Consider the following 20,096-nt stretch of genomic DNA (forward strand, 5'->3'; position numbering starts at 1 on the left):
CCGCATCAGCTGACATGCCACTGTCAAGCCTGCCATTCTCCCTCCCAACTACCGCACACCAGCGGCACGTTACCCACCCCCCCATCTCGGTCCCGCACAACTCAGCTCGTCCCGGACAGCACACCCGTCTGCCCGGTCTGTCACCGGCCGCCCCTGCGGCCGCCGCAGTAGGAGAACGAGTGAGACCCAACCCCCGCAAGCGGACCGCGGTAGGAGCAGCCCTGCTCTCCACCGCCGCCCTCCTCGCCGTCGGCGTCCAGACGGTTCCGGCGAGCGCGCTGCCCGCAGCCCCCCACCCCACCCCCGTGCGCACCGGCGGTCTGCCCGCCGACCTCACGCCCGCCCAGCGCACCGCGCTGGTCAAGAGCGCCGAGGCGAAGACGACGCAGACGGCCGAGTCCCTGGGCCTGGGCGCCCAGGAGAAGCTGGTCGTCAAGGACGTCGTGAAGGACAACGACGGCACCGTGCACACGCGCTACGAGCGCACCTACGCCGGACTGCCCGTCCTCGGCGGCGACCTCGTCGTGCACACGCCCCCGGCCACGCTGGCCGCCGGCACGGTGAGCACGACCTTCAACAACAACCGCCGTACGGTCTCGGTCAAGTCCACGACCCCGACGTACAGCAAGGCGGCCGCCCAGACGAAGGCGCTGAAGGCCGCCCAGGCGCTCGACGCCAAGGACCCCGCCGCGGGCACCGCGCGCAAGGTCATCTGGGCCGGCGAGGGCACCCCCAAGCTCGCCTGGGAGACGGTGGTCAGCGGCCTGCAGGACGACGGCACGCCGAGCAAGCTGCACGTCATCACCGACGCCGCCACCGGCGCGAAGCTCTCCCAGTACGAGGGCGTCGAGACCGGCACCGGCAACAGCCAGTACAGCGGCACCGTCAGCATCAACACCACGCTGTCGGGCTCGACGTACCAGCTGTACGACACCACGCGCGGCGGCCACAAGACGTACAGCCTCAGCAACGGGACGTCCGGCACCGGCACGCTGATGACCGACACGGACGACACGTGGGGCACCGGCTCCGGCTCCAACACCCAGACCGCCGGCGTCGACGCCCACTTCGGCGCCCAGACGACCTGGGACTTCTACAAGAACACGTTCGGCCGCAGCGGCATCAAGAACGACGGCGTCGCCGCCTACTCGCGCGTCCACTACAGCACGGCGTACGTCAACGCCTTCTGGGACGACGACTGCTTCTGCATGACCTACGGCGACGGCTCCAGCAGCACCCACGCGCTGACCTCGCTGGACGTGGCCGGCCACGAGATGAGCCACGGCGTCACCTCCAACACCGCGGGCCTGAACTACACGGGTGAGTCGGGCGGTCTCAACGAGGCGACCTCGGACATCTTCGGCACCGGTGTGGAGTTCTACGCCAACAACTCCTCCGACGTCGGCGACTATCTCATCGGCGAGAAGATCGACATCAACGGCGACGGCACCCCGCTGCGCTACATGGACGAGCCCGACAAGGACGGCGGCTCCGCCGACAGCTGGTACTCCGGCGTCGGCAACCTGGACGTCCACTACTCCTCGGGTCCGGCGAACCACATGTTCTACCTGCTCTCCGAGGGCAGCGGCTCCAAGACCATCAACGGCGTCACCTACAACAGCCCCACCTCCGACGGCGTCGCCGTCGCCGGCATCGGCCGGGCCGCGGCCCTGCAGATCTGGTACAAGGCGCTGACGACGTACATGACGTCCAGCACCAACTACGCGGGCGCCCGCACCGCCGCGCTGAGCGCGGCAGCGGCCCTGTACGGCTCCAGCTCCGCCCAGTACGCGGGCGTCGGCAACGCGTTCGCCGGCATCAACGTCGGCAGCCACATCACGGTCCCGTCGACCGGCGTCACGGTCACCAACCCGGGCAGCCAGTCCACCACCGTCGGCACCTCGGTCAGCCTGCAGGTCTCGGCCAGCAGCACCAACAGCGGCACCCTGACCTACGCCGCCAGCGGTCTGCCCACCGGCCTGTCGATCAGCTCCACCGGTCTGATCTCCGGCACGCCGACCACCGCCGGCTCCTACAGCACCACCGTCACGGTGACCGACTCCACCGGCGCCACCGGCACCGCGTCCTTCACCTGGACGGTCAGCTCCAGCGGCGGCGGCAGCTGCACCTCGACGCAGCTGCTGGGCAACAACGGCTTCGAGTCGGGCAACACCACCTGGACGGCGAGCAGCGGAGTCATCACCAACTCCAGCAGCCAGGCGGCCCGCACCGGCTCCTACAAGGCGTGGCTCGACGGCTACGGATCGACCCACACCGACACGCTCTCGCAGTCGGTGACGATCCCGAGCGGCTGCACCAACACGACCTTCACCTTCTACATCCACATCGACACGGCGGAGACCACCACCAGCACCCAGTACGACAAGCTGACGGTCACCGCCGGGACCGCCACCCTGGCCACCTACTCCAACCTCAACGCGGCCACCGGCTACGTGCAGAAGTCCTTCAGCCTCGGGTCCTACGCGGGCACCACCGTGGCCCTGAAGTTCTCCGGCGTCGAGGACTCCTCGCTCCAGACCAGCTTCGTCATCGACGACACCGCCGTGACGACCGGCTGATCCGTTCTCCGAGTTCTCGGGGTTCTCTCCGTTCGCTGTGACCGACTTCCCGCACCCGGGCTCCCTCCGGGTGCGGGAAGTCGTCGTGCCGGGTCAGCCCGGGTCAGCTCAGCGGGTCCAGCGTCAGATACGCCTGGAGCGGGGCGCCGTCGTGGACCAGCGACTCCTGCTGCCCCACGTCGTCGAAGGCGAACGCGTACGCCTTGCCGTCGGCCATCTGGGCGTGGATCTTGCGTGCGTAGTGGTTGGTCACCGCGTCCTGGTAGAAGTTCGCCGTCGTGGCGTCCGGCTGGGCGGGGTTGACCAGGAGCGTGGAGCGGTTGAAGCCCGCGCACAGGGTGCGGGAGATCGGCCCGCGTACCAGGTCGTTGGGCGCGTCGAGGTACTTGTAGCAGCCGAAGACGCTGGCCGCGTCCGGCTTCTGGAAGCTGGTGACGACCGTCCCGGCGGTGTTGGCGAAGTTCATGACGTTGCCCGACACCCGGCCGTAGTACTTGGTGTTCGGCTGGTCGGCGAAGGGTGTGACGGTCAGGGTCGTCGTCGCGTACTTCTGCCAGACGCGGTTGACGTAGTCGTCCAGCACGGTGCTCGGCAGTGCGCCCGTCTCCACTCCGTACCCCGGCGCGAGCGCCCGCAGCACCGTGCCGTCGGACCGCGTCTGGATGAGACCGGCCCAGCCGCCCGGCTGTCCGCGCAGGGCGTCGAAGAACCCGGTGTAGCCGCCCGCCTTGAGGTGCCCGGTGCTGACCGTGCTCCCGTCGGAGCGCTGCACGCCGACCGCGTAGGGCGCGGAGAACATGTCGACCTGGGTGCTGTTGAGCCAGAGCCCGGAGTCGTTGAGGGTGTACTCCGACCAGTTGAACAGGATGTTCCGGTTGGGGTCGCTCGGGTTCTGCACGGCCGGCTGCACCAGCCCGCCGGTGGTGAGCCGGAAGTCGAGCTTCTGGCCGTAGGAGAAGTAGATCCGGCCCGAGAACTTCGGGATCCGGATCGTTGCGGACTGTCCGGCGGCCGGTCCGACGATGGAGGCGTCGGGCGCCGCGGTGGGCGGATTGCCGCCGGCGGGCCAGGCGTGGAACGTACCGTTCGCGTCCGCCCAGCCCTGCTGACCCGTCGTCAGGAGGGTGCCGAGGTTGTAGACGTAGACCCGGTCGCCGCGGGCGGAGTTGTTGGTGATCTTCAGCGGGATGGTGTCGGGGACGGCTGCCTGGGCCGGCGGGCCGAGGGTGAGCAGCGCGCCGACCAGGGCGGCGGCTCCGACCAGTCTGAGGGCGATCTTTGCGAGCACTCTCCACCTCCGTGGGGGACAGGCCTCTGGGGCAGGCCGGTGGGGACGGTTCGGGGATTGGTCCATACCTGTTTGAGAGCGCTCTCAAAGTTGCACCGCGATGTGTTCATGTCAACGGTTGGCACAAGAAGAAGGGGCGTCCGGTGAGTCGGCTCCGGGCGCCCCTGGGGTGGGACCGCGATCAGAAGGTCCGCTTCAGCAGATCCAGCAGCGCCGCCCAGTGCCGCTCCGACGCCGCCTCGTCGTACTCCGCGGTGTCCGCCTGGGTGTAACCGTGGCGGGCGCCGCTGTAGACCTCGCACGTGTGGCGAACCCCGGCCGCGGTGAGCGCCTCCTCGAACCGCTCGATCTGCTCGGGCGGCAGGGAGGGGTCGTCGTCGGCGTGGCCGAAGTACAGCTCCGCGGTGACGCGCCCGGCCACCAGGTGCGGACTGTCCGGGGCGTCCGTCGCGAGCCGCCCGCCGTGGAAGCCGGCCGCCGCGGCGACCCGTTCCGGGTGCGCGCCGGCGGTGAACAGCGCGAGCCGGGCGCCCATGCAGTAACCCGTGACCGCGACCGGCCCGTCCACGACCAGGGGGTTCTCCGCCAGCCAGCGCAGATAGGCCCCGGCGTCGCGCTCCGCCGGTTCCGGAGTCAGGGACGCGATCAGCGGTCCCACGGCCTGGAAGATCTCCGGGCGAGCGGAGGCGTCGATGAACTCCGGCATCTGCACGACCGGAGCGCGCCCGTGACGGTAGAACACATTGGGCGCCAGCACCGTGTAGCCGGCCTCGGCGAGCCGGTCGGCCATCGCCCGCAGATGCGGACGCAGCCCGAAGGCGTCCTGGTAGAGCAGCACGGCCGGCCGGGGCGTCCCGTCACCGGGATGCGCCAGATAGGCGTCCGCGACACCGTCCTCGGTGGGGATGTCCACGGCTGTGCCCTGTACGGAGGTCATGGGAGTGCCTCTCTGCGCGGTTCACGTCGGCAAGCGGTCGATCGGCCCGTCGGACCGGGCGGCGACCATCGTTGCATGCACCAACGAACGGGCCGCGAGGACCCCCGGCGCCGGGGCTCGGCACGGGGGGCTCCGGTGCCGGGCGCGTTACTCGAACCGGGAGGTGTCGCCCGCCCCGTACCGCACGATCTCCGCCTCGCCCTCGGAGAAGTCGATGACCGTCGTCGGCTCGGTGCCGCAGTCCCCGGAGTCGAGCACCGCGTCCACCACGTGGTCGAGCCGGTCCTTGATCTCCCAGCCCTGGGTCATCGGCTCGTCCTCGCCGGGCAGCAGCAGGGTGCTGGACAGCAGGGGCTCGCCGAGTTCGGTGAGCAGCGCCTGGGTGACGACATGGTCGGGGATGCGCACGCCCACCGTCTTCTTCTTCGGGTGCTGGAGCATGCGCGGCACCTCCTTCGTCGCGGGGAGGATGAAGGTGTAGCTGCCGGGGGTCGACGCCTTGATCGCGCGGAACACGTCCTTGTCCACCCGCACGAACTGGCCGAGCTGCGCGAAGTCCTGGCACACCAGGGTGAAGTGGTGCCGGTCGTCCAGCTCGCGGATGGCCCGGATCCGGTCGATGCCGTCCTTGCTGCCCAGCCGGCTGCCCAGCGCGTAGCAGGAGTCCGTCGGGTACGCGATGAGCGCATCCGCCCGGATGGCGGCCGCGACCTGGGCGATGGTGCGCGGCTGGGGGTTGTCGGGGTGCACGTCGTAGTACTTCGCCATTGGCTGAGCTTATGCCGTGGCCCGGGGGTCGGCCGCCCAGGCTCCCCCTCCGGGGTGCGGGGCGGCGACGCCTTCGACGTGCCGGCTCCTGTCTTCGCGCTGGTCACACGCCGTAGGGTCGACGACGGGCGGGTCGGGGCGGGTGGGGTAACGTCCCCGACCGACATGGCTGGTTCGGCCTCCAGGGGCCGCGAAGGACGAGGAGCGCACGCACATGGCCGGGCGGGACGACGGAAACCGTCACACCGACAGCACGGGCGGCGCCGAGGCGACCTGGGCGCAGGAACTCCTCGAGCAGCTGCGCCCCGCCGGGGCCGACGTCCGCAGGATCGTCGACTGGCTGGCCGTCACCGTCGACGCCGTCGTGTCCCTGTGCGACGACGCCGGCACGCCCCTCGCCGGACCGCCCGCACCGCAGGACGAGGGCCTGGTCGCCGACATCCTCGGCGGCCGCCTCGCCTCCGCCGCCCTGGGGCGCACGGGCCGCTACGTGCGGATGATCAGGGTCGACCTCCCGCCGCCGGCCGCGGCGGGCGTGCTCGTCGTCTCCCGCACCGCCCCCTTCGACCGGCGCGCCTCCGACGCCGTCGCGCACACCGCGAGCGTCCTGCGCCTTCTGCTGCGCGCCCAGCAGACCACCGCGACCGACCGCCGTCTCGCCCGCGCCACCTCCGACCTGCGGCTCGCCATCCTGCAACTGCTCATGGTCGAGGACACGGTCGCCGCCCGCCGGGTCGCCGCCGGCCTGTGGCCCGGCCTCCTCGACACCGACACCGCCTGCGTGTACGTCGTCGAGAGCAGCCCCGAGGACCGCGACCGTCTCGCCGAGGCCTGTCTGGCCGCGACCCACGAGGAAGCCCTCGTCGTGCGCTGCCCCGCCGTGGACGGCCATGTCATCGTCGTCGTCCCGGACGACGCCACGAGCGCTGAACTGCGGGCCCTGTGCGACCGGCACACCGGCGCCGTCCTCGGCGGCAGCGCCCGCCAGAGCCTCGCCTGCACCGCCACCGCCTACGGACAGGCCGTCAGCGCCCTCGCCGTCGCCCGCTTCCGCCCCGAGCGGACGGCCGTCTACGCCGAACGCACCCACCCCGAACGCCTCATGGACCCGGCGGTGCTGCGCGCCTGGACGACCCGGCTGCTGCGCCCGCTCGACGCCCTCCCGCACCACACCCGCGCCGAACTCCTCGCCACCACCCGGCTCGGCCTGGAGTTCACCGCCGTCAGCGCGGCGAAGGTGCTCGGCGTCAGCCGCAACACCGTCCGCGCCCGCATGGACCGCGTCGAGGGCCTGCTGCGCACCGACTTCTCCGACCTCACCGTCCGCGCCGCCGTCCACCTGGCCCTGAACGCCCAGGCCGGCCTCGGCGAGGACCTCACGGGCGGTACGGCGGCCCCCGCCCGGCTCGGCGACCTGCTCACCGGACCGGCGCTGCACGCCTGGGCCCAGGACCTGCTGGCCCGCCTGGACACCGACGGCCGCGACCTGCGCCGTACGCTGCGCGCCTGGATCGCCGCCGGGGGCAACGCCGAACGGGCCGCCCACCTGGTCGGCGTGCACGCCCAGACCGTGCGCGAGCACGTCCGCAGCGCCGAACCCGTCCTCGAACGCCAGCTTCTCGCCAGCGGCAGCGACCTCTACGAGGTCGTCCTGGCCCACCTGGCGATCCGCGAGCTCGACCGGCCCGACCTGCCCGCGGACCGGACCCCGGAGGCCGAAACGGGCCATCCGGACGCACCTGTGCACAGGTGAGCCCTCCCGGCCCCGGAGCGGGCACGGTCACGGTTCACAACGCGGTCGGCCGGCCCGTAGGTTCGAGGTGGCGCGGGGGAACGACCGGATCGGGGGATCGGTCGTTCTCCCCGCAGTTCAGCCCCGCAGCAGGACCGGGATCTCCTGCCAGCCGAACGCGATGAACGACGGCACCTGCTCGAGCTCGTCGTCCGCCAGCCGCAGCTGCGGGAACCGGTCGAACAGCGCGGGCAGCGCGGTCAGCGCCTCCATCCGGGCCAGCGGCGCGCCGATGCAGCGGTGCACGCCGATCCCGAACGCCAGATGGTCCTCCGCCGCCCGCGTCGCGTCGAAGACGTCCGCGTCCGGCCCGTAGTGCGCCGGGTCGAGCCCCGCGGCCGCGTACGTCGTGATGATGGCGTCCCCGGCCGGGATCGTCACCTCGCCGACCTTCAGGTCGCTCACGGCGAACCGCAGCGGCAGCGAGGCGATCGACGGATGCGCCCGCAGCGTCTCGTCCACGACCGCGTCCCAGGAGATCTCCCCGCGCCGCACGGCCGCCAGCTGCTCGGGCCGGCGCAGCAGCGCCACCACCGCGTTGCCGACCAGGTTCATGGTCGTCTCGAACCCGGCCCCGATGACCAGCAGCAGCGTGTACAGCAGTTCCTCGTCGCTGAGCCGGCCCCCGTCCTCGTCCCGCACCCGGATCAGCTCGGTCGTCATGTCGTCGCCGGGGTGCTCGCTCTTGTGGGCGATGAGCGCGCCCAGCACGGCGCCGATCTGCTCCTGCACGAACGCGGCGTGCTCCGGGCTCGGATCCGAGGTGTCCATGATCGCCGCGATCAGCCGGCCGGTGGCGTCCCGCAACTCCTCGGGCACACCGAACAGTTCGCAGATGATCTGCATCGGCAGCGGGTGCGCGAGCCCGGCCTTCAGGTCCACCGGCTCGCCGCCGCCCGCGTCGAGGGCGTCCAGCAGCTCCCCGGTGATCGTCTCCACCCGCTCCCGCAGCGCCTCCGTGCGCCGGTGCGTGAAGCTCGGCGCCACCAGCTTGCGCAGCCGCGTGTGGTCGGCGCCGTACGTCGACAGCATGTTGACCACGCCGACCCAGCCCAGGATCCAGCCCCAGGACGGGTGTTCGCCCAGCTCCGGCCAGAGCCGCCAGTGCAGCCGCGGGTCCTTGCTGACCTGCGGGTCGAGGATCAGCTCCTTGAGGGTGTCGTACCCGGTGGGCGCCCAGGCCGGGATGCCGCCGGGCAGCTCCACGGGCACGATCGGCCCCAGGGCGCGCAGCCGGGCGCTCTCGGCGGCGATGTCGGCGCCCAGCGGGTCGAGGGCGATGCGGTCGGTCACGGTCACGACGGGACTCCTGGCTGGTCGGGAGAGGGATCGGGGGAGCGGGGGCTGAAGCGGACGGGCAGTGCGGTGAGCGAGCGATGGAACGGCCCCGGCCGCCAGGCGAGCCGCTCGCGGGGCAGGAGGGGATCGAGGTCGGGCAGCCACTGGGTGAGCCGCTCGATCGCCTCGGTGACGAGCAGCAGCGTGTGCTGCTTGACCGGGCAGGCGTGCGCGCCCGCGCCCCACGACAGGTGCGAGGCGTCGTTCGGATGCCGGCCCTCGGTGACCTCCCGCTCCGCGAAGTGCCCGAGCGCCCCGAACGACACCACCACCGGCACTGCGTCCTGCAGCCACACCCCGTGGAAGGCGACGGGCTTGCGGGCGTAGTAGACGCCGTAGTTGGCCAGCGGCGTCTCGTGGTGCAGCACCTCCACCACCGCGTCCATGACCGGACGGGCGCCGCTGGTGAGCGTCGAGTAGTAGGCCGAGTGGCCCAGGATCCTGGACAGCGTGTTGGACAGCAGGTTCGCCGTCGGCTCGTATCCGGCGCCGAGGGTGAGGAACACCTGCCAGGTGACCTCCTCCCGGGTCAGCCCCGCCGGATGCTCCAGCAGCCGGCTGGGCAGGTCGTCGCCGGGCCGCGCCGCCTTGGCCGCGATGAGCTCCAGCACGTACTGCGCGAACTGCGCCTCGCCCTCGACGGCCTGCGCGCCGCCCTCCATCATCTTGCCCAGGCCCTCGTTGAGCCGGTCGCCCTGGCTGTCCGGCAGCCCGAACAGGTCGTTGAGCACCAGCGCCAGCAGCGGCCGCGAGAAGTCCGCCACCAGATCCGCCTCGCCACTGGGCCCGATGCGCCCGGCCAGCAGCCGCACCGCCCGGTGCACCCGCCTGCGCAGGTCGTACGGCTCCACCAGGTCGAAGACGTCGATGAGCGTGGTGCGGTAGCGCAGGTGCGCCGCGCCGTCGGAGAACAGGGCGTTGGGCCGCCACCGCATCATGCCGAGCACCGGCGAGTCGACGGGGACCGTCGACTCCCATGCGCGCGGGTCGTGCGAGAACGTCTCCTCGTCGTGCAGCACGTCCAGCGCCGCCCGCCGGTCCGTGACCACGTAGGCGGGCACGCCCGGCGCCAACTCCGCCCAGCCGATCGGCCCCTGGGCGTGCAGGGCGGCGTAGTAGCGGCTCGGGTCCGGAGCGAAACCGTCCTCCCACAGCCGTACCGGCGCCGAGCGCGAGAAGTCGCGCTGGTCCGGGGGATAGGCGGTCACCGGGCCTCCACGGGGTTGTGGGCGATCAGATGGTCGACCAGCGTGAGCAGCGCGTCGATCGAGGAGTTCGCGTCCCGCGCGTCGCACGTCACCATCGGCGTCCCCGCGTCCAGGTCCAGGGCCCGCCGCAGCTGCTCCTCGCCGTAGTGGCGCGGCGCGTCCGGGAAGTCGTTGAAGGCCACCGCGTACGGCAGCCCGCTCTCCTCCACCAGCCCCAGCACGTCGAACGACGCGTCGATCCGGCGGCTGTCCACCAGGACGAGCGCCCCCAGCGCCCCGTAGGCGATGTCGTCCCACAGCGGCCGGAACCGCTCCTGTCCCGGCGTGCCGAACAGGTACAGCACCACTCCGCCGGACAGGCTGAGCCGGCCGAAGTCGATGGCGACGGTGGTCGACTCCTTGTCCCGCAGCCCCGCCAGATCGTCCACCCGCGCGGACGCCTCGGACAGCTGCTCCTCGGTGTGCAGCGGCCGGATCTCCGACACCGAGTCGATCAGGGTCGTCTTGCCCACCCCGAACGGCCCCGCGACCAGGATCTTCACCAGGTCACGGGCGGTGTCGGGCAGGTGGACGGCGCCAGGTGAGCCGGCGCTACGAACTGTGCTTGAGGGCGCGGAGGCCATCGGCCACTCTCTTCAGCAGGTCGGGGTCGAACCGTTCGGCGGGCGGGATCGGCGCACGGGTGAGGACGAGACCGCGGTCGGCGAGGTCGGCCGCCAGCACCCGCACCGCGGAGACCGGCAGCCTGAGCAGCGCCGACGCCTCCACCACCGCCAGCGCACCGCCCTCCAGGACGTCCAGCAGGGCGAGTTCGGCGGCCGGCAGCCCGGCGGGCAGCGGCTCGTCGCCGCGCACGAGCACCGACAGCCGCTCCAGATGGGGGCGGCTGGGCCGGGCCACACCGCCGGTCGACAGGTACGCGGGAACCAGAGGCCGGCCGGCGGGGCGGTCGGTCATGCCGGTGCGTTGTCGTCGGCTCCTCGGGGCGCGGCCGCCATGGCCTTCTCGCCCAGTCGCGCCACCTGCGAGTGCACCCGGTGCGCCAGCAGGTCCAGCCGGACCTCGCCGTCGCCGTACGCGGCGACACAGGTCCCGTGGTCGGTCGGCACGATCAGCACATAGCCGTGGTCCGACTCGATGACGATCTGGCGGACCTCGGCCCGCTCCCGGTCGGCGAACGCGGCCGCCGCGGTCCGACACGCTCCCTGCACCGTGCTGGTGATGGCGGCCACCCGCTCGGCCGACGGCTGGGACAGCGCATCGGTGTATCCCGTCACGAGCCCGTCCCGGGTCAGCATGACGGCGGCCACCACGTGCGGCACCTGCAGGATCGGTTCGAGCACCCATGCCGTGTCGCCCGTGTTGCGGCTGGTCATCTGGCCGCGCCTCCTTCGTCGTCGGTCTGGTCGGTGTCGTGGTCGGCCGCCCCCGCGGGGGCCTCGGCCGCGCCGGAGCGGGCCGCCGCGGTCCCGGACTGCAGCGCGCCGAGCGCGGCCGCCGCCTCCTCGGGCCGGCGCGCCGCCGGCCGCGGCGTCCCGGCCTCCGCGTGGTCCTGTACGCGGTCCTGTGCGCGTTCCTGGGCCGGTACGGCGGCCCGGCCGCGGCGACGGCGCTGCGGCAGACCGTCGGCGTCCAGGGGGCCGTGGTGCCGGGCCGGGTCGGACGCGGCGACCTCGGTCCCGTAGGCGTGGGCCGTCGGGGCGGCGGGCCGGTCAGGCGTGCCCTTGCGTGTGGTGCGCGTCGTGCGCGGGGCGCTCGCCGCGGGCGGCCGGCGGTCCGGGTCGATACGGGTGAGCAGATGGCTGTCGACGCGCAGCACCGCCCGCACCCCGCCGTACGGGGAGGCGGAGGAGACGTCGACGCCCAGGTCGAACTGCCGGGTCAGCCGGCCGATCGCGGCCAGCCCCATGCGGGGCGGATCGCCCAGGTCGGTCAGCAGGATCGGGGCGTCGCCGGCCACCAGCCGCTGGGCGCGCTCGCGTTCGTCCTGGGTCATGCCGAGGCCCGCGTCGTCGACGGTCACGCACACGCCGTGGTGGACGTGCTCCAGACCGACCACGACGTCGGTGTCCGGCGCGGAGTGCCGCAGCGCGTTGTCGAGCAGCTCGGCGACGATGATGGCGACGGGCTCCACGGCGTGCGAGACCAGGGCCGTGCCGGCCTCGAGGTGGTTGTGGACCTTGACCCGCTGGTAGCCCGCGAGCCGGGCCTGACCGCCGGTCACCGCGTCCACCAGATGGGACTCCTCGCGCGCCAGTCCGACCCAGGCCCCGCACACCACCGCGGCGACCTGCGCCCGGCGCAGCGACTGCTCGTTCTCGTGGTCGAGGCGGAACAGGGTCTGCGTCAACTCCGGGTCGTCGTAACGCTGCTGCAGCCCGCGCAGGGCGTCCTGCAGCCGGTACAGGGCCGCCTGGATCTCCCGGGTCGCGCCCCGCATGCCGGCCTGGGCGGCGGCGTCGACGCGGGTGCGCTGGGCGGCCACCTCGGCCTGTAGCGCCAGCACCACGTTCTCCAGGGCGATGCCCAGCGGGGTGCCCGCGGTCAACGGCTGGAGGGGGCCCGGCACTTCGAGGTGCGGATGGGCGACCCGCTGGGCGGCGGCGGGCACCCGGCGCGCCGCCAGATGCTCCACCTCGGCCGTGAACGCTCGCAGGGACCCGTCGAGTTGGGTGCGCAGTGCGGCGATCTCCGCGCGCTGCCGGGTCTGTTGCCGACGCAACCGCAGCAGCCCGCCGGCGAGGGCGAGCGCGGACAGTGTGCCGACGGTCAGGCCGCCGGCCGCCAGGTCCGGTAATTCGATCATGGATTGGTTCCAGGGAGGGTCGGGCGTCGATCCGGAGCGAGCAGGGCAGGAGTGGGTCCGAGGCGTTTCGGACCGGGCACTCGCAGCACAGTACACACCGTCATTGATCGATCCCGCCCGGTTGAGCGAGACTTGGCTTCTGAAGTGACCTGCATCTGTTCACTTCTGTGCCGACTGCCCGAATTGCCATGGAGCACAGGCGGGCTGACGGAGTTGACCGAGCGTCTCGCGGTCGGGCGACGAGGGCCGGGACTCCGGCGACCGCGCGGCGCTACCCGCCGTACGGCGGGGTCAGCACGGCCAGTGTGCCGTTGGCCTGGCGCAGCGCCAGCTCCAGCGTCACGGGCGGGTGCAGTGAGCCGCTCCCGTCCGGCGGGACCAGCCACTCCAGGAACCGGGCGGGGCGGTACGGCGGCGGCACGGCGACCCAGGCGCCCCGGCTCGCGTGCCGCAGCCCGTCCCCGATCCACCGGCTGCCCGGATCGGGCGGCAGGAAGAAGCCCACCCGGTGCGCTCTGGTGTCGACCAGCGTCGGCCCCGGCACGGGCAGCGCGGTCTGCCACAGCAGGTCCAGCGTGAGCAGCCCCAGCCGGTCGGGGACGCTGAGCACGTCCCAGTAGCGGCCCGCCTCCAGCAGCGCGATCCCCTCGCCGTGGTCCCATTCCCGCTTGCACACCCGAGGGTCCGTGGCGGCTGCGGCGAGCCACTCCACGCCGCAGGTCGAGATCGCATCGTTCATGGTCCGGCTCCGTGTCACGTGACGTCCGCCGTCGGCCCCACGCCGACCGGGACCCAGCATGCTGGTAGATATTTCTACGTGGCGGAAGGGGTGGCGGACCCTGGCGTTTCGGTCTGTTTCGTTCGACTCCCGTGCTGCCGTTCGACCCACGCCGACGGAACGGACCGCCCGAATCCGACGGACCGCCACGCGACACGCAGGTCCGGGCCAGGACCTGGCCCGGACCTGGTCAGGACCTAGTGGTCGTTCTCCAGGTGCAGTTTGAGCAGGTCCACGCCGTAGTCGCCGCCGTTGGGAGTGCGGACGATGGTGTGGATGTGCTGCTGGGTGGGCGTTCCGCCGGGGCCGCCCATGCCGCCGCTGCTGTCCTTGGTGCCGTAGGCGAGGGGGGACTGCGCGTCGTACTCGATGAGCACGACCGGGCTGTGCACGCGGTAGTAGAAGGCCGAGGAGTCCTCGGTCTCGCCGATCCAGTAGAAGTAGGTGGCGTCGAGGTGGTCCTCCACCTCCTTCATCTTCACGTCGGCGTGCCCGTCGTCCATGTTGCCGACGTAGACGCGCACCAGGTCCAGCAGGTTCTGCTGCTGTGCGGCAGTGAATCCGGAGGCGACGAGGCCCTGGTAGGCGAGCTTGAGGTTGTCCTGGCCCGCGCCGGCCTTGAGGTTGTCGCCGGCCTTCTCCTCGGACGAGATCGCCTTCTTGCGCTGTGCGTCGGTCAGGGACCGCAGCAGGGTGAGCCCGGCGGTGGTCTCCTTCCTGAAGAGGGTGATCTTCTCGCCGTCGTAGGTGGCCGAGGTCGGCTCCGAGCCCATGAAGGTGGGCGTCATGACGACCTGGTCGCCGAGCACGAAGTAGTTGACGGCCACATGGTGACCCTCGTACTGGAAGCCCCATGGCTTGGTCGTCGAGGGCGTGCCCATGAAGGTGAAGAAGTACGCGCCCTCGGTGAGGGTGTCCCGGTTGCCGCCGCTGTAGTCGCCCAGGAACGCGTTGAGCTTCATGATGTTGCGGGTCTGGGTGAGTCCGTCGGCGGACAGCGCCGCGCCGAGCAGCGCGTAGCCGAGATCGCGCTGCTTCTCGGTCAGGTCGCCCATCCGGGCGCCCTGGCGCTCGTACCCGTCGACGTTGCTCCACTTCAGCCACTCGTCGTCGTCCACGTCGAAGACGGAGGCCTTGCGCTCCTTGGCGGTCAGCCCGTCCAGGAAGGCCTGCGCCGCCTTGACCGCCTTGTCGGTGGAGACCTCCGTCGCGTGGATCGAGTACAGGTCGTCGACGATCTTGCCGTCGGCGGTGACCCCGGTGAAGTCGGCGTACTTGACCTCGCTCGCTCCGGGGCCCATGCCCCCGGCCCCGCCGCCGGGCCCGCCGGACGGCATGCCGCCCGGGCCGCCGGAGGGAGCGCCGGAGGCGGAGGCCGCCGAGTCGGAGGAGTCCGAGGAGCAGCCGGTCATGGTCGCCATCGCGGCGACTCCGCCGGCGAGCAGCGCCTTGTTCATGAACCAGCGGCGGCTGCGCTCCGCTGCGAGGGTGCGTGGTCGGTGTCCGTGCATGGGGACCAAACTCCATGACGGACCTGAAGCGAACCTGTGAGCCGCCGAAGCGTCGCCGCAGCCCCTTCCGTCAGGTCCGGCTGGGGTCGCCGTGCGGCACGGACAGCGGCGGACCGGGTGCGGACAGGGGTGCATCGGGTACGGGCCGCGGCGGATCGGCCTGGCGCAGCTCGGCCAGCAACTCGTTCTGCCCCGCGAGGAGTTCGGTGAGGATGCGGCGGGCCGCCCGCAGCAGCTCGGCGACGTCGCCGCCGGCCAGCGCGTAGCTGACCGTCGAGCCCTCCCGGATGGACACCACGATGCCGGAGCGGCGCAGCACCGCCAGCTGCTGGGACAGACTGGACGGTTCGATCTCGATCTCTGCGAGCAGGTCCCGCACGGGGACGGGGCCGTTCTGCAGCAGTTCGAGGACCCTGATGCGCACCGGGTGCCCGAGCATGCGGAAGAACTCGGCCTTGGCCTGGTAGAGGGGGACCTGCATGGTCAATCGCTCGCTCCCTGCCGCGTTCGGTGAAAGTCTCGATCCTCGTGGCTGCGGGCTCCGCACACCCGTGTGATGCGCTGATCTGGATGTGTCGAGATGCCCAGATGTCGAAGTGGCGAGATGTCGAGATGAAGACATCTGCAATTCGAGGGCGTGCGAAGCCGAGGACCGTCCGGGTGTCTACACCTCGAGTTCGTTCTCGATCCGCTTGAGCTGATGGCGGGCCATGGCCAGGTTGGAGCGGCCGCGGTCCAGCACGAGGTAGATGAACAGCCCGCTGCCCTGCCGGCCCTTGATCAGCCGGATGAGGTGGTACTGGCTCCCGAGCGTGATGAGGATGTCCTCGATCTCGCCCTTCAGGCCCAGGTGTTCCATGGTGCGCACCTTGGCGCGGATCACATCGGTGTTGCCGGCCGCGGCGACGTTCAGGTCGAGGTCCTTGCCGCCGCCGAGCGTGCCCAGTGCCATACCGCTGGTGTAGTCCACGACGGCGACGCCCAGCGCGCCCTCCACCGTGGTCATCATCTCCTTGAGCGAGATCTCCACATTCGCCATGGCGTTCCTCCTGCCGGTTGCACGGGCCCGGGCTCCTCCGACCCCGTTCGTGCCCCGAACCGTACGGAGCGCGTCCCCCGAGAAGGTGACATGCTCCGGGACTGGCCTATTCGCCTTCGGAAATCGAAGGTCCGTGCGTTCTTCTGACCGCAGGTGTACGGAAGTTGAGCGACTCAGCGTCGCCGACGGGAACGCCTGCTCCGGTCGACGGGAACGCCTGCGCCAGCCGACGGGCGCGCTTGCTCCGGTCGACGGGAACACCGGCTCCGGCCGCAGGCCCGGCAGACGGCCCCGCCGCTTGCCACCGGACCGCTCGAACGGGCAGGGTCGGTGCCGTGGCCACCCTGCTGATCGTCCATCACACCCCCTCGCCGAACTGCCAGGCGCTGTTCGAGGCGGTCGTCTCGGGCGCGACGGCTCCGGAGCTCGAGGGCGTCCGCGTCGTACGGCGGGCGGCCCTCGCCGCCACCGCCTCCGACGTTCTGGCCGCCGACGCCTGCCTGCTGGGCACGCCGGCCAACCTGGGCTACATGTCCGGTGCGCTCAAGCACTTCTTCGACCAGGTCTACTACCCCTGCCTCGACACCACCCGCGGCCGCCCCTTCGGCTACTACGTCCACGGCGGCAACGACGTCACCGGTGCGGTCCGCGCCATCGAGGCCATCACCACCGGCCTCGGCTGGCGGCGCACGGCCGACCCCGTCACCGTCACCGGAGAGCCGACCAAGGCGGACACGGAGGCCTGCTGGGAACTGGGCGCGACGCTGGCCGCGACCCTGACGGACTGACCGGCCCCGACGCGTCAGTTCCAGAGCGGATACGTCACCACAGGCCCGAACTGCTCCGGCCGGGCCCCCGGGTAGGTGAGGCTGATCCGGCTGTAGTGCTGGAGCCGCGGGTCCTTCTTCCACGCCTCCGGCCGGTCCAGCTTCACGACGACGGCGTACGGGTGGAAGGTGCCCACCGCGCAGTACGGATCGCAGTCGTTGACGACGTTCACCCCGGTGGCCCGCGCCGAGTCGGCGTTCCAGGTGTCCCAGTGCAGCGAGACGAGCCGGCTGTTGCCGTCGCCGCAGGCCAGGATGAAGTCGGTGGGCCGCACCTGCGGGTGCCAGAAGCAGTCGACGAGGACGGGCGCGTCGGTCTGCCGCACCGCGGCCGGCGCGACGGCCCGCGCCCCGGACGGCGAGGCGGCAGGGGCGGCCGATGCCGTGGCCGAGCCGATCGCCGCCGTGAGCCCCAGTGCCGCGCAGAGGGTGACCGCTGATCTCGTCGTGTGTCGCATCGCCGCTCCCGCCCGTGCGTCCCGGGACCCGCCTGTGTGCTGCGCCCCGGTGAGTTCTCTCTCGACGCTACGACGACGAGCGGAAGCGGACCACTCGAACGGGCTACCGGCGGCCTTCGACTCCCTCTCCGCGGGTGTTCCGGCGTCTCCCCGCGCGAGGCCGAAAACCTGCGCCGATCATGCCGAATCCCCAGTTGGGCATGGTCAATTCCAGCCGATGTTTTGACGCTCCCATGACAAACCTGTGGACCCGATGCAACGCTTCTGCCGAAGTTCACCCTTTCTTCACACCCCCACCATGCGTCACACCCCCCACCCTGCGGCGCAGCCCGCACCACCCCCCACCCCCCGTTCCTCCTCACCCCCCACTCCCCCCACAGCCTCCTTCACCCGCCTGCAGTGCCGTGCGCCCCGGACCGGCCCCACCCCGCCGTTCCGCCCCTCCCCGGCCTCCATCACGGGCCGACCGTCGCAGAAGGAGAACCCGTTGCCCAGGCGACCCCAGCACCGGCGCAGACGCGCCACCGTCCTCGCCCTCACCACCGTCGGCACCCTGCTGACCCTCGGAGTCCAGACCGGCGGCGCGTCCGCCGCCCCCGCGGACCCCGGTCCCGCGCAGATCACCGCCACTCCGCGCGCCGGAGCGGCCGCCGCGTCCCTGACGCCCGCCCGGCGCACCTCGCTGCTGAAGAGCGCGCAGACCGCGTCCGCCGCCACGGCGCAGCGGCTCGGCCTCGGCGCGAAGGAGAAGCTCGTCGTCAGGGACGTCATCCAGGACGCCGACGGCACCACGCACACCCGCTACGAGCGCACCTACGCCGGGTTGCCCGTCCTCGGCGGCGACCTGGTCGTCCACCTCAAGAACGGCAGCAGCACCGTGACGAAGGCGAGCGGGGCGACCCTCGCGGTGCCGTCGCTCACCCCGAAGCTCTCCGCCGCCGACGCCACCGGCAAGGCCCTCACCGCCTCGAAGAAGGCCGAGGTCAAGGGCTCCGAGACCGGGGACGCACCCCGTCTGATCGTCTGGGCCGGCGACGGCAAGCCCGTCCTGGCCTGGGAGACGGTCGTCGAAGGCGTCCAGCAGGACGGCACGCCCAGCGAACTCCAGGTCGTCACCGACGCGACCACCGGCAAGCAGATCCTCGCCGCCGAGAAGGTGGAGACGGGCAGCGGCACCGGCCAGTACAGCGGCACGGTCCCGCTCGGCACGACCCTGTCGGGATCGACGTACCAGCTCACCGACGGCGGCCGCGCCGGGCACAAGACGTACGACCTGAACCAGGGCACCTCGGGCACCGGCACCCTCTTCACGGACGACAACGATGTCTGGGGCGACGGCACCACCGCCAACCGCCAGACCGCCGGTGTCGACGTGGCCTTCGGCGCCGCGGCCACCTGGGACTACTACAAGAACGTGTACGGCCGCAACGGCATCCGCAACGACGGCGTCGCCGCCTACAGCCGCGCCCACTACGGCAGCAGCTACGTCAACGCCTTCTGGCAGGACAGCTGCTTCTGCATGACCTACGGCGACGGCTCGGGCAACACCCACCCGCTGACCGCACTCGACGTGGCCGCCCACGAGATGAGCCACGGCGTCACCGCCGCCACCGCCAACCTCACCTACTCGGGCGAGTCCGGCGGCCTCAACGAGGCGACCTCGGACATCTTCGCCGCCGCCGTCGAGTTCTACGAGAACCTCCCGGCCGACCCCGGCGACTACTTCGTCGGCGAGAAGATCGACATCAACGGCAACGGCACCCCGCTGCGCTACATGGACAAGCCCTCCAAGGACGGCTCCTCGCGCGACAGCTGGAGCTCCACCCTGGGCAGCGTCGACGTCCACTACTCCTCGGGCCCCGCGAACCACTTCTTCTACCTCCTCTCCGAGGGCAGCGGCCCCAAGACCGTCAACGGCGTCGCCTACGACAGCCCGACCTACGACGGCCAGGCCGTCACCGGCATCGGCATCGAGAACGCGGCCGCGATCTGGTACCGGGCGCTGACGACGTACATGACGTCGTCGACCAACTACGCGGGCGCCCGCACCGCCACCCTCCAGGCCGCGGGCGACCTCTTCGGCGCCTACAGCCCGACCTACCTCGCCGTCGCCGACGCCTGGGCCGGCATCAACGTCGGCAGCCGGATAGCCCTCGGCGTCAACCTCGCCCCGATCGCCGACCAGACCAGCGGCGTCGGCCAGGCCGTCTCCCTCCAGGTGGACGCCTACACCACCAACAGCGGCTCGGCCCTCACCTACGAGGCGACCGGCCTGCCCGACGGTCTGTCCCTCAGCCCGAGCGGACTGATCTCCGGCACGCCGACCACCCTCGGCACCAGCGACGTCACCCTCAAGGTCACCGACAGCACGGGAGCGTCCGTCACGGACACCTTCGCCTGGCGGATCGCGTACGTCTACGCCACCAGCACTCGTGTCGACATCCCGGACAACGGCGCGGCCGTGGAGTCCCCGATCACCATCGCGGGCCGCGACGGCAACGCCTCGGCCACGGCCTCGGTGTACGTCAACATCGTCCACACCTACCGCGGTGACCTGACCGTCGACCTCGTCGGCCCGAACGGCACCGTCTACTCGCTCCTCAACCGCAGCGGCGGCTCCGCCGACAACGTCGACCAGACCTTCACCGTCGACGCCTCCGCGCAGCCCCTGAACGGCGTCTGGAAGCTGCGGGTCCAGGACCGCGCGTCGATCGACGTGGGCTACATCCAGCGCTGGCAGCTCACTCCCTGATCTCCCTGATCTCCC

18 protein-coding genes are annotated in these 20,096 nt (G+C 71.7%); 4 read left to right on the top strand and 14 right to left on the bottom strand.

Going from position 1 to position 20,096, the window contains the following annotated elements; genetic code table 11:
* Nucleotides 1-179: 179 nt before the first annotated feature.
* Nucleotides 180-2,579: a M4 family metallopeptidase gene (locus OG562_RS43040; RefSeq protein WP_266407914.1), complete on the top strand. Its 2,400-nt coding sequence runs from the start codon at nucleotides 180-182 to the stop codon at nucleotides 2,577-2,579.
* A gap of 103 nt (nucleotides 2,580-2,682) precedes the next feature.
* Here the strand turns inward: OG562_RS43040 and OG562_RS43045 are convergent, their stop codons facing one another.
* From OG562_RS43045 to OG562_RS43055, 3 genes are all read right to left on the bottom strand, one after another.
* Nucleotides 2,683-3,867 (bottom strand): glycoside hydrolase family 64 protein, encoded by a 1,185-nt coding sequence (locus tag OG562_RS43045; RefSeq protein WP_266407917.1) that lies wholly within the window; start codon nucleotides 3,865-3,867, stop codon nucleotides 2,683-2,685.
* Between the two features lie 181 nt (nucleotides 3,868-4,048).
* The gene (locus OG562_RS43050) at nucleotides 4,049-4,804 is read right to left on the bottom strand and encodes a dienelactone hydrolase family protein (RefSeq protein WP_266407919.1); all 756 of its coding nucleotides are present in this window, start codon (nucleotides 4,802-4,804) and stop codon (nucleotides 4,049-4,051) included.
* 147 nt (nucleotides 4,805-4,951) lie between these two features.
* Nucleotides 4,952-5,572, bottom strand: a complete 621-nt coding sequence (locus tag OG562_RS43055; protein ID WP_266407921.1) for an L-threonylcarbamoyladenylate synthase — start codon at nucleotides 5,570-5,572, stop codon at nucleotides 4,952-4,954.
* A gap of 214 nt (nucleotides 5,573-5,786) precedes the next feature.
* On the opposite strand from OG562_RS43055, the gene OG562_RS43060 reads away from it, so the two are divergent.
* The gene (locus OG562_RS43060) at nucleotides 5,787-7,325 is read left to right on the top strand and encodes a helix-turn-helix domain-containing protein (RefSeq protein WP_266407923.1); all 1,539 of its coding nucleotides are present in this window, start codon (nucleotides 5,787-5,789) and stop codon (nucleotides 7,323-7,325) included.
* Between the two features lie 117 nt (nucleotides 7,326-7,442).
* Here OG562_RS43060 and OG562_RS43065 read toward each other — a convergent pair whose 3' ends face one another.
* The 10 genes from OG562_RS43065 to OG562_RS43110 all read right to left on the bottom strand — a co-directional run bounded on the left by OG562_RS43065 (nucleotide 7,443) and on the right by OG562_RS43110 (nucleotide 16,044).
* Nucleotides 7,443-8,663 carry a cytochrome P450 gene (locus OG562_RS43065; RefSeq protein WP_266407925.1) on the bottom strand — a complete coding sequence of 407 codons (1,221 nt, stop codon included), beginning with the start codon at nucleotides 8,661-8,663 and terminating at the stop codon, nucleotides 7,443-7,445.
* Nucleotides 8,660-9,910: a cytochrome P450 gene (locus OG562_RS43070; RefSeq protein ID WP_266407927.1), complete on the bottom strand. Its 1,251-nt coding sequence runs from the start codon at nucleotides 9,908-9,910 to the stop codon at nucleotides 8,660-8,662. The genes OG562_RS43065 and OG562_RS43070 overlap by 4 nt, the downstream gene beginning before the upstream one ends.
* Nucleotides 9,907-10,533 (bottom strand): ATP/GTP-binding protein, encoded by a 627-nt coding sequence (locus OG562_RS43075; RefSeq protein ID WP_266407928.1) that lies wholly within the window; start codon nucleotides 10,531-10,533, stop codon nucleotides 9,907-9,909. Before OG562_RS43075 ends, OG562_RS43070 begins: the two co-directional genes overlap by 4 nt.
* Nucleotides 10,502-10,867, bottom strand: a complete 366-nt coding sequence (locus tag OG562_RS43080; protein ID WP_266407930.1) for a DUF742 domain-containing protein — start codon at nucleotides 10,865-10,867, stop codon at nucleotides 10,502-10,504. Before OG562_RS43080 ends, OG562_RS43075 begins: the two co-directional genes overlap by 32 nt.
* On the bottom strand, nucleotides 10,864-11,286 hold the full coding sequence (locus OG562_RS43085; protein WP_266407931.1) for a roadblock/LC7 domain-containing protein: 423 nt from the start codon (nucleotides 11,284-11,286) through the stop codon (nucleotides 10,864-10,866). The genes OG562_RS43080 and OG562_RS43085 overlap by 4 nt, the downstream gene beginning before the upstream one ends.
* Nucleotides 11,283-12,716 carry an ATP-binding protein gene (locus OG562_RS43090; protein WP_266407933.1) on the bottom strand — a complete coding sequence of 478 codons (1,434 nt, stop codon included), beginning with the start codon at nucleotides 12,714-12,716 and terminating at the stop codon, nucleotides 11,283-11,285. Before OG562_RS43090 ends, OG562_RS43085 begins: the two co-directional genes overlap by 4 nt.
* A 271-nt stretch (nucleotides 12,717-12,987) precedes the next feature.
* Nucleotides 12,988-13,455, bottom strand: a complete 468-nt coding sequence (locus tag OG562_RS43095; protein WP_266407934.1) for a hypothetical protein — start codon at nucleotides 13,453-13,455, stop codon at nucleotides 12,988-12,990.
* A gap of 236 nt (nucleotides 13,456-13,691) precedes the next feature.
* Nucleotides 13,692-15,005, bottom strand: coding sequence for a DUF3500 domain-containing protein (locus tag OG562_RS43100; RefSeq protein WP_266407935.1), 1,314 nt, complete (start codon nucleotides 15,003-15,005; stop codon nucleotides 13,692-13,694).
* A gap of 70 nt (nucleotides 15,006-15,075) precedes the next feature.
* The gene (locus tag OG562_RS43105; RefSeq protein WP_266409836.1) at nucleotides 15,076-15,486 is read right to left on the bottom strand and encodes a helix-turn-helix transcriptional regulator; all 411 of its coding nucleotides are present in this window, start codon (nucleotides 15,484-15,486) and stop codon (nucleotides 15,076-15,078) included.
* Nucleotides 15,487-15,669: 183 nt separating this feature from the next.
* A complete protein-coding gene (locus tag OG562_RS43110; RefSeq protein ID WP_266407936.1) occupies nucleotides 15,670-16,044 on the bottom strand; it encodes a hypothetical protein in 375 nt (124 codons plus the stop codon).
* Between the two features lie 335 nt (nucleotides 16,045-16,379).
* Between OG562_RS43110 and OG562_RS43115 the strand changes: the two genes are divergently transcribed.
* A complete protein-coding gene (locus tag OG562_RS43115) occupies nucleotides 16,380-16,832 on the top strand; it encodes a flavodoxin family protein (protein WP_266407937.1) in 453 nt (150 codons plus the stop codon).
* A 14-nt stretch (nucleotides 16,833-16,846) separates the two neighbouring features.
* On the opposite strand, the gene OG562_RS43120 is transcribed toward OG562_RS43115, so the two are convergent.
* On the bottom strand, nucleotides 16,847-17,329 hold the full coding sequence (locus tag OG562_RS43120) for a hypothetical protein (RefSeq protein WP_266407940.1): 483 nt from the start codon (nucleotides 17,327-17,329) through the stop codon (nucleotides 16,847-16,849).
* A 487-nt stretch (nucleotides 17,330-17,816) separates the two neighbouring features.
* Between OG562_RS43120 and OG562_RS43125 the strand changes: the two genes are divergently transcribed.
* Nucleotides 17,817-20,081 (top strand): M4 family metallopeptidase, encoded by a 2,265-nt coding sequence (locus OG562_RS43125; RefSeq protein ID WP_266407943.1) that lies wholly within the window; start codon nucleotides 17,817-17,819, stop codon nucleotides 20,079-20,081.
* Nucleotides 20,082-20,096 lie beyond the last annotated feature (15 nt).

The sequence above is a fragment of the Streptomyces sp. NBC_01275 genome, assembly GCF_026340655.1.
GTDB lineage: Bacteria > Actinomycetota > Actinomycetes > Streptomycetales > Streptomycetaceae > Streptomyces.

Excerpts from the sequence above, each read along its gene's own strand:
- OG562_RS43100 (WP_266407935.1), bottom strand. The coding sequence starts at position 15,005 with ATGCACGGACACCGACCACGCACCCTCGCAGCGGAGCGCAGCCGCCGC.
- OG562_RS43110 (WP_266407936.1), bottom strand. The coding sequence starts at position 16,044 with ATGGCGAATGTGGAGATCTCGCTCAAGGAGATGATGACCACGGTGGAG.
- OG562_RS43060 (WP_266407923.1), top strand. The coding sequence starts at position 5,787 with ATGGCCGGGCGGGACGACGGAAACCGTCACACCGACAGCACGGGCGGC.
- OG562_RS43050 (WP_266407919.1), bottom strand. The coding sequence starts at position 4,804 with ATGACCTCCGTACAGGGCACAGCCGTGGACATCCCCACCGAGGACGGT.
- OG562_RS43090 (WP_266407933.1), bottom strand. The coding sequence starts at position 12,716 with ATGATCGAATTACCGGACCTGGCGGCCGGCGGCCTGACCGTCGGCACA.
- OG562_RS43095 (WP_266407934.1), bottom strand. The coding sequence starts at position 13,455 with ATGAACGATGCGATCTCGACCTGCGGCGTGGAGTGGCTCGCCGCAGCC.
- OG562_RS43105 (WP_266409836.1), bottom strand. The coding sequence starts at position 15,486 with ATGCAGGTCCCCCTCTACCAGGCCAAGGCCGAGTTCTTCCGCATGCTC.
- OG562_RS43120 (WP_266407940.1), bottom strand. The coding sequence starts at position 17,329 with ATGCGACACACGACGAGATCAGCGGTCACCCTCTGCGCGGCACTGGGG.
- OG562_RS43055 (WP_266407921.1), bottom strand. The coding sequence starts at position 5,572 with ATGGCGAAGTACTACGACGTGCACCCCGACAACCCCCAGCCGCGCACC.
- OG562_RS43085 (WP_266407931.1), bottom strand. The coding sequence starts at position 11,286 with ATGACCAGCCGCAACACGGGCGACACGGCATGGGTGCTCGAACCGATC.
- OG562_RS43080 (WP_266407930.1), bottom strand. The coding sequence starts at position 10,867 with ATGACCGACCGCCCCGCCGGCCGGCCTCTGGTTCCCGCGTACCTGTCG.
- OG562_RS43075 (WP_266407928.1), bottom strand. The coding sequence starts at position 10,533 with ATGGCCTCCGCGCCCTCAAGCACAGTTCGTAGCGCCGGCTCACCTGGC.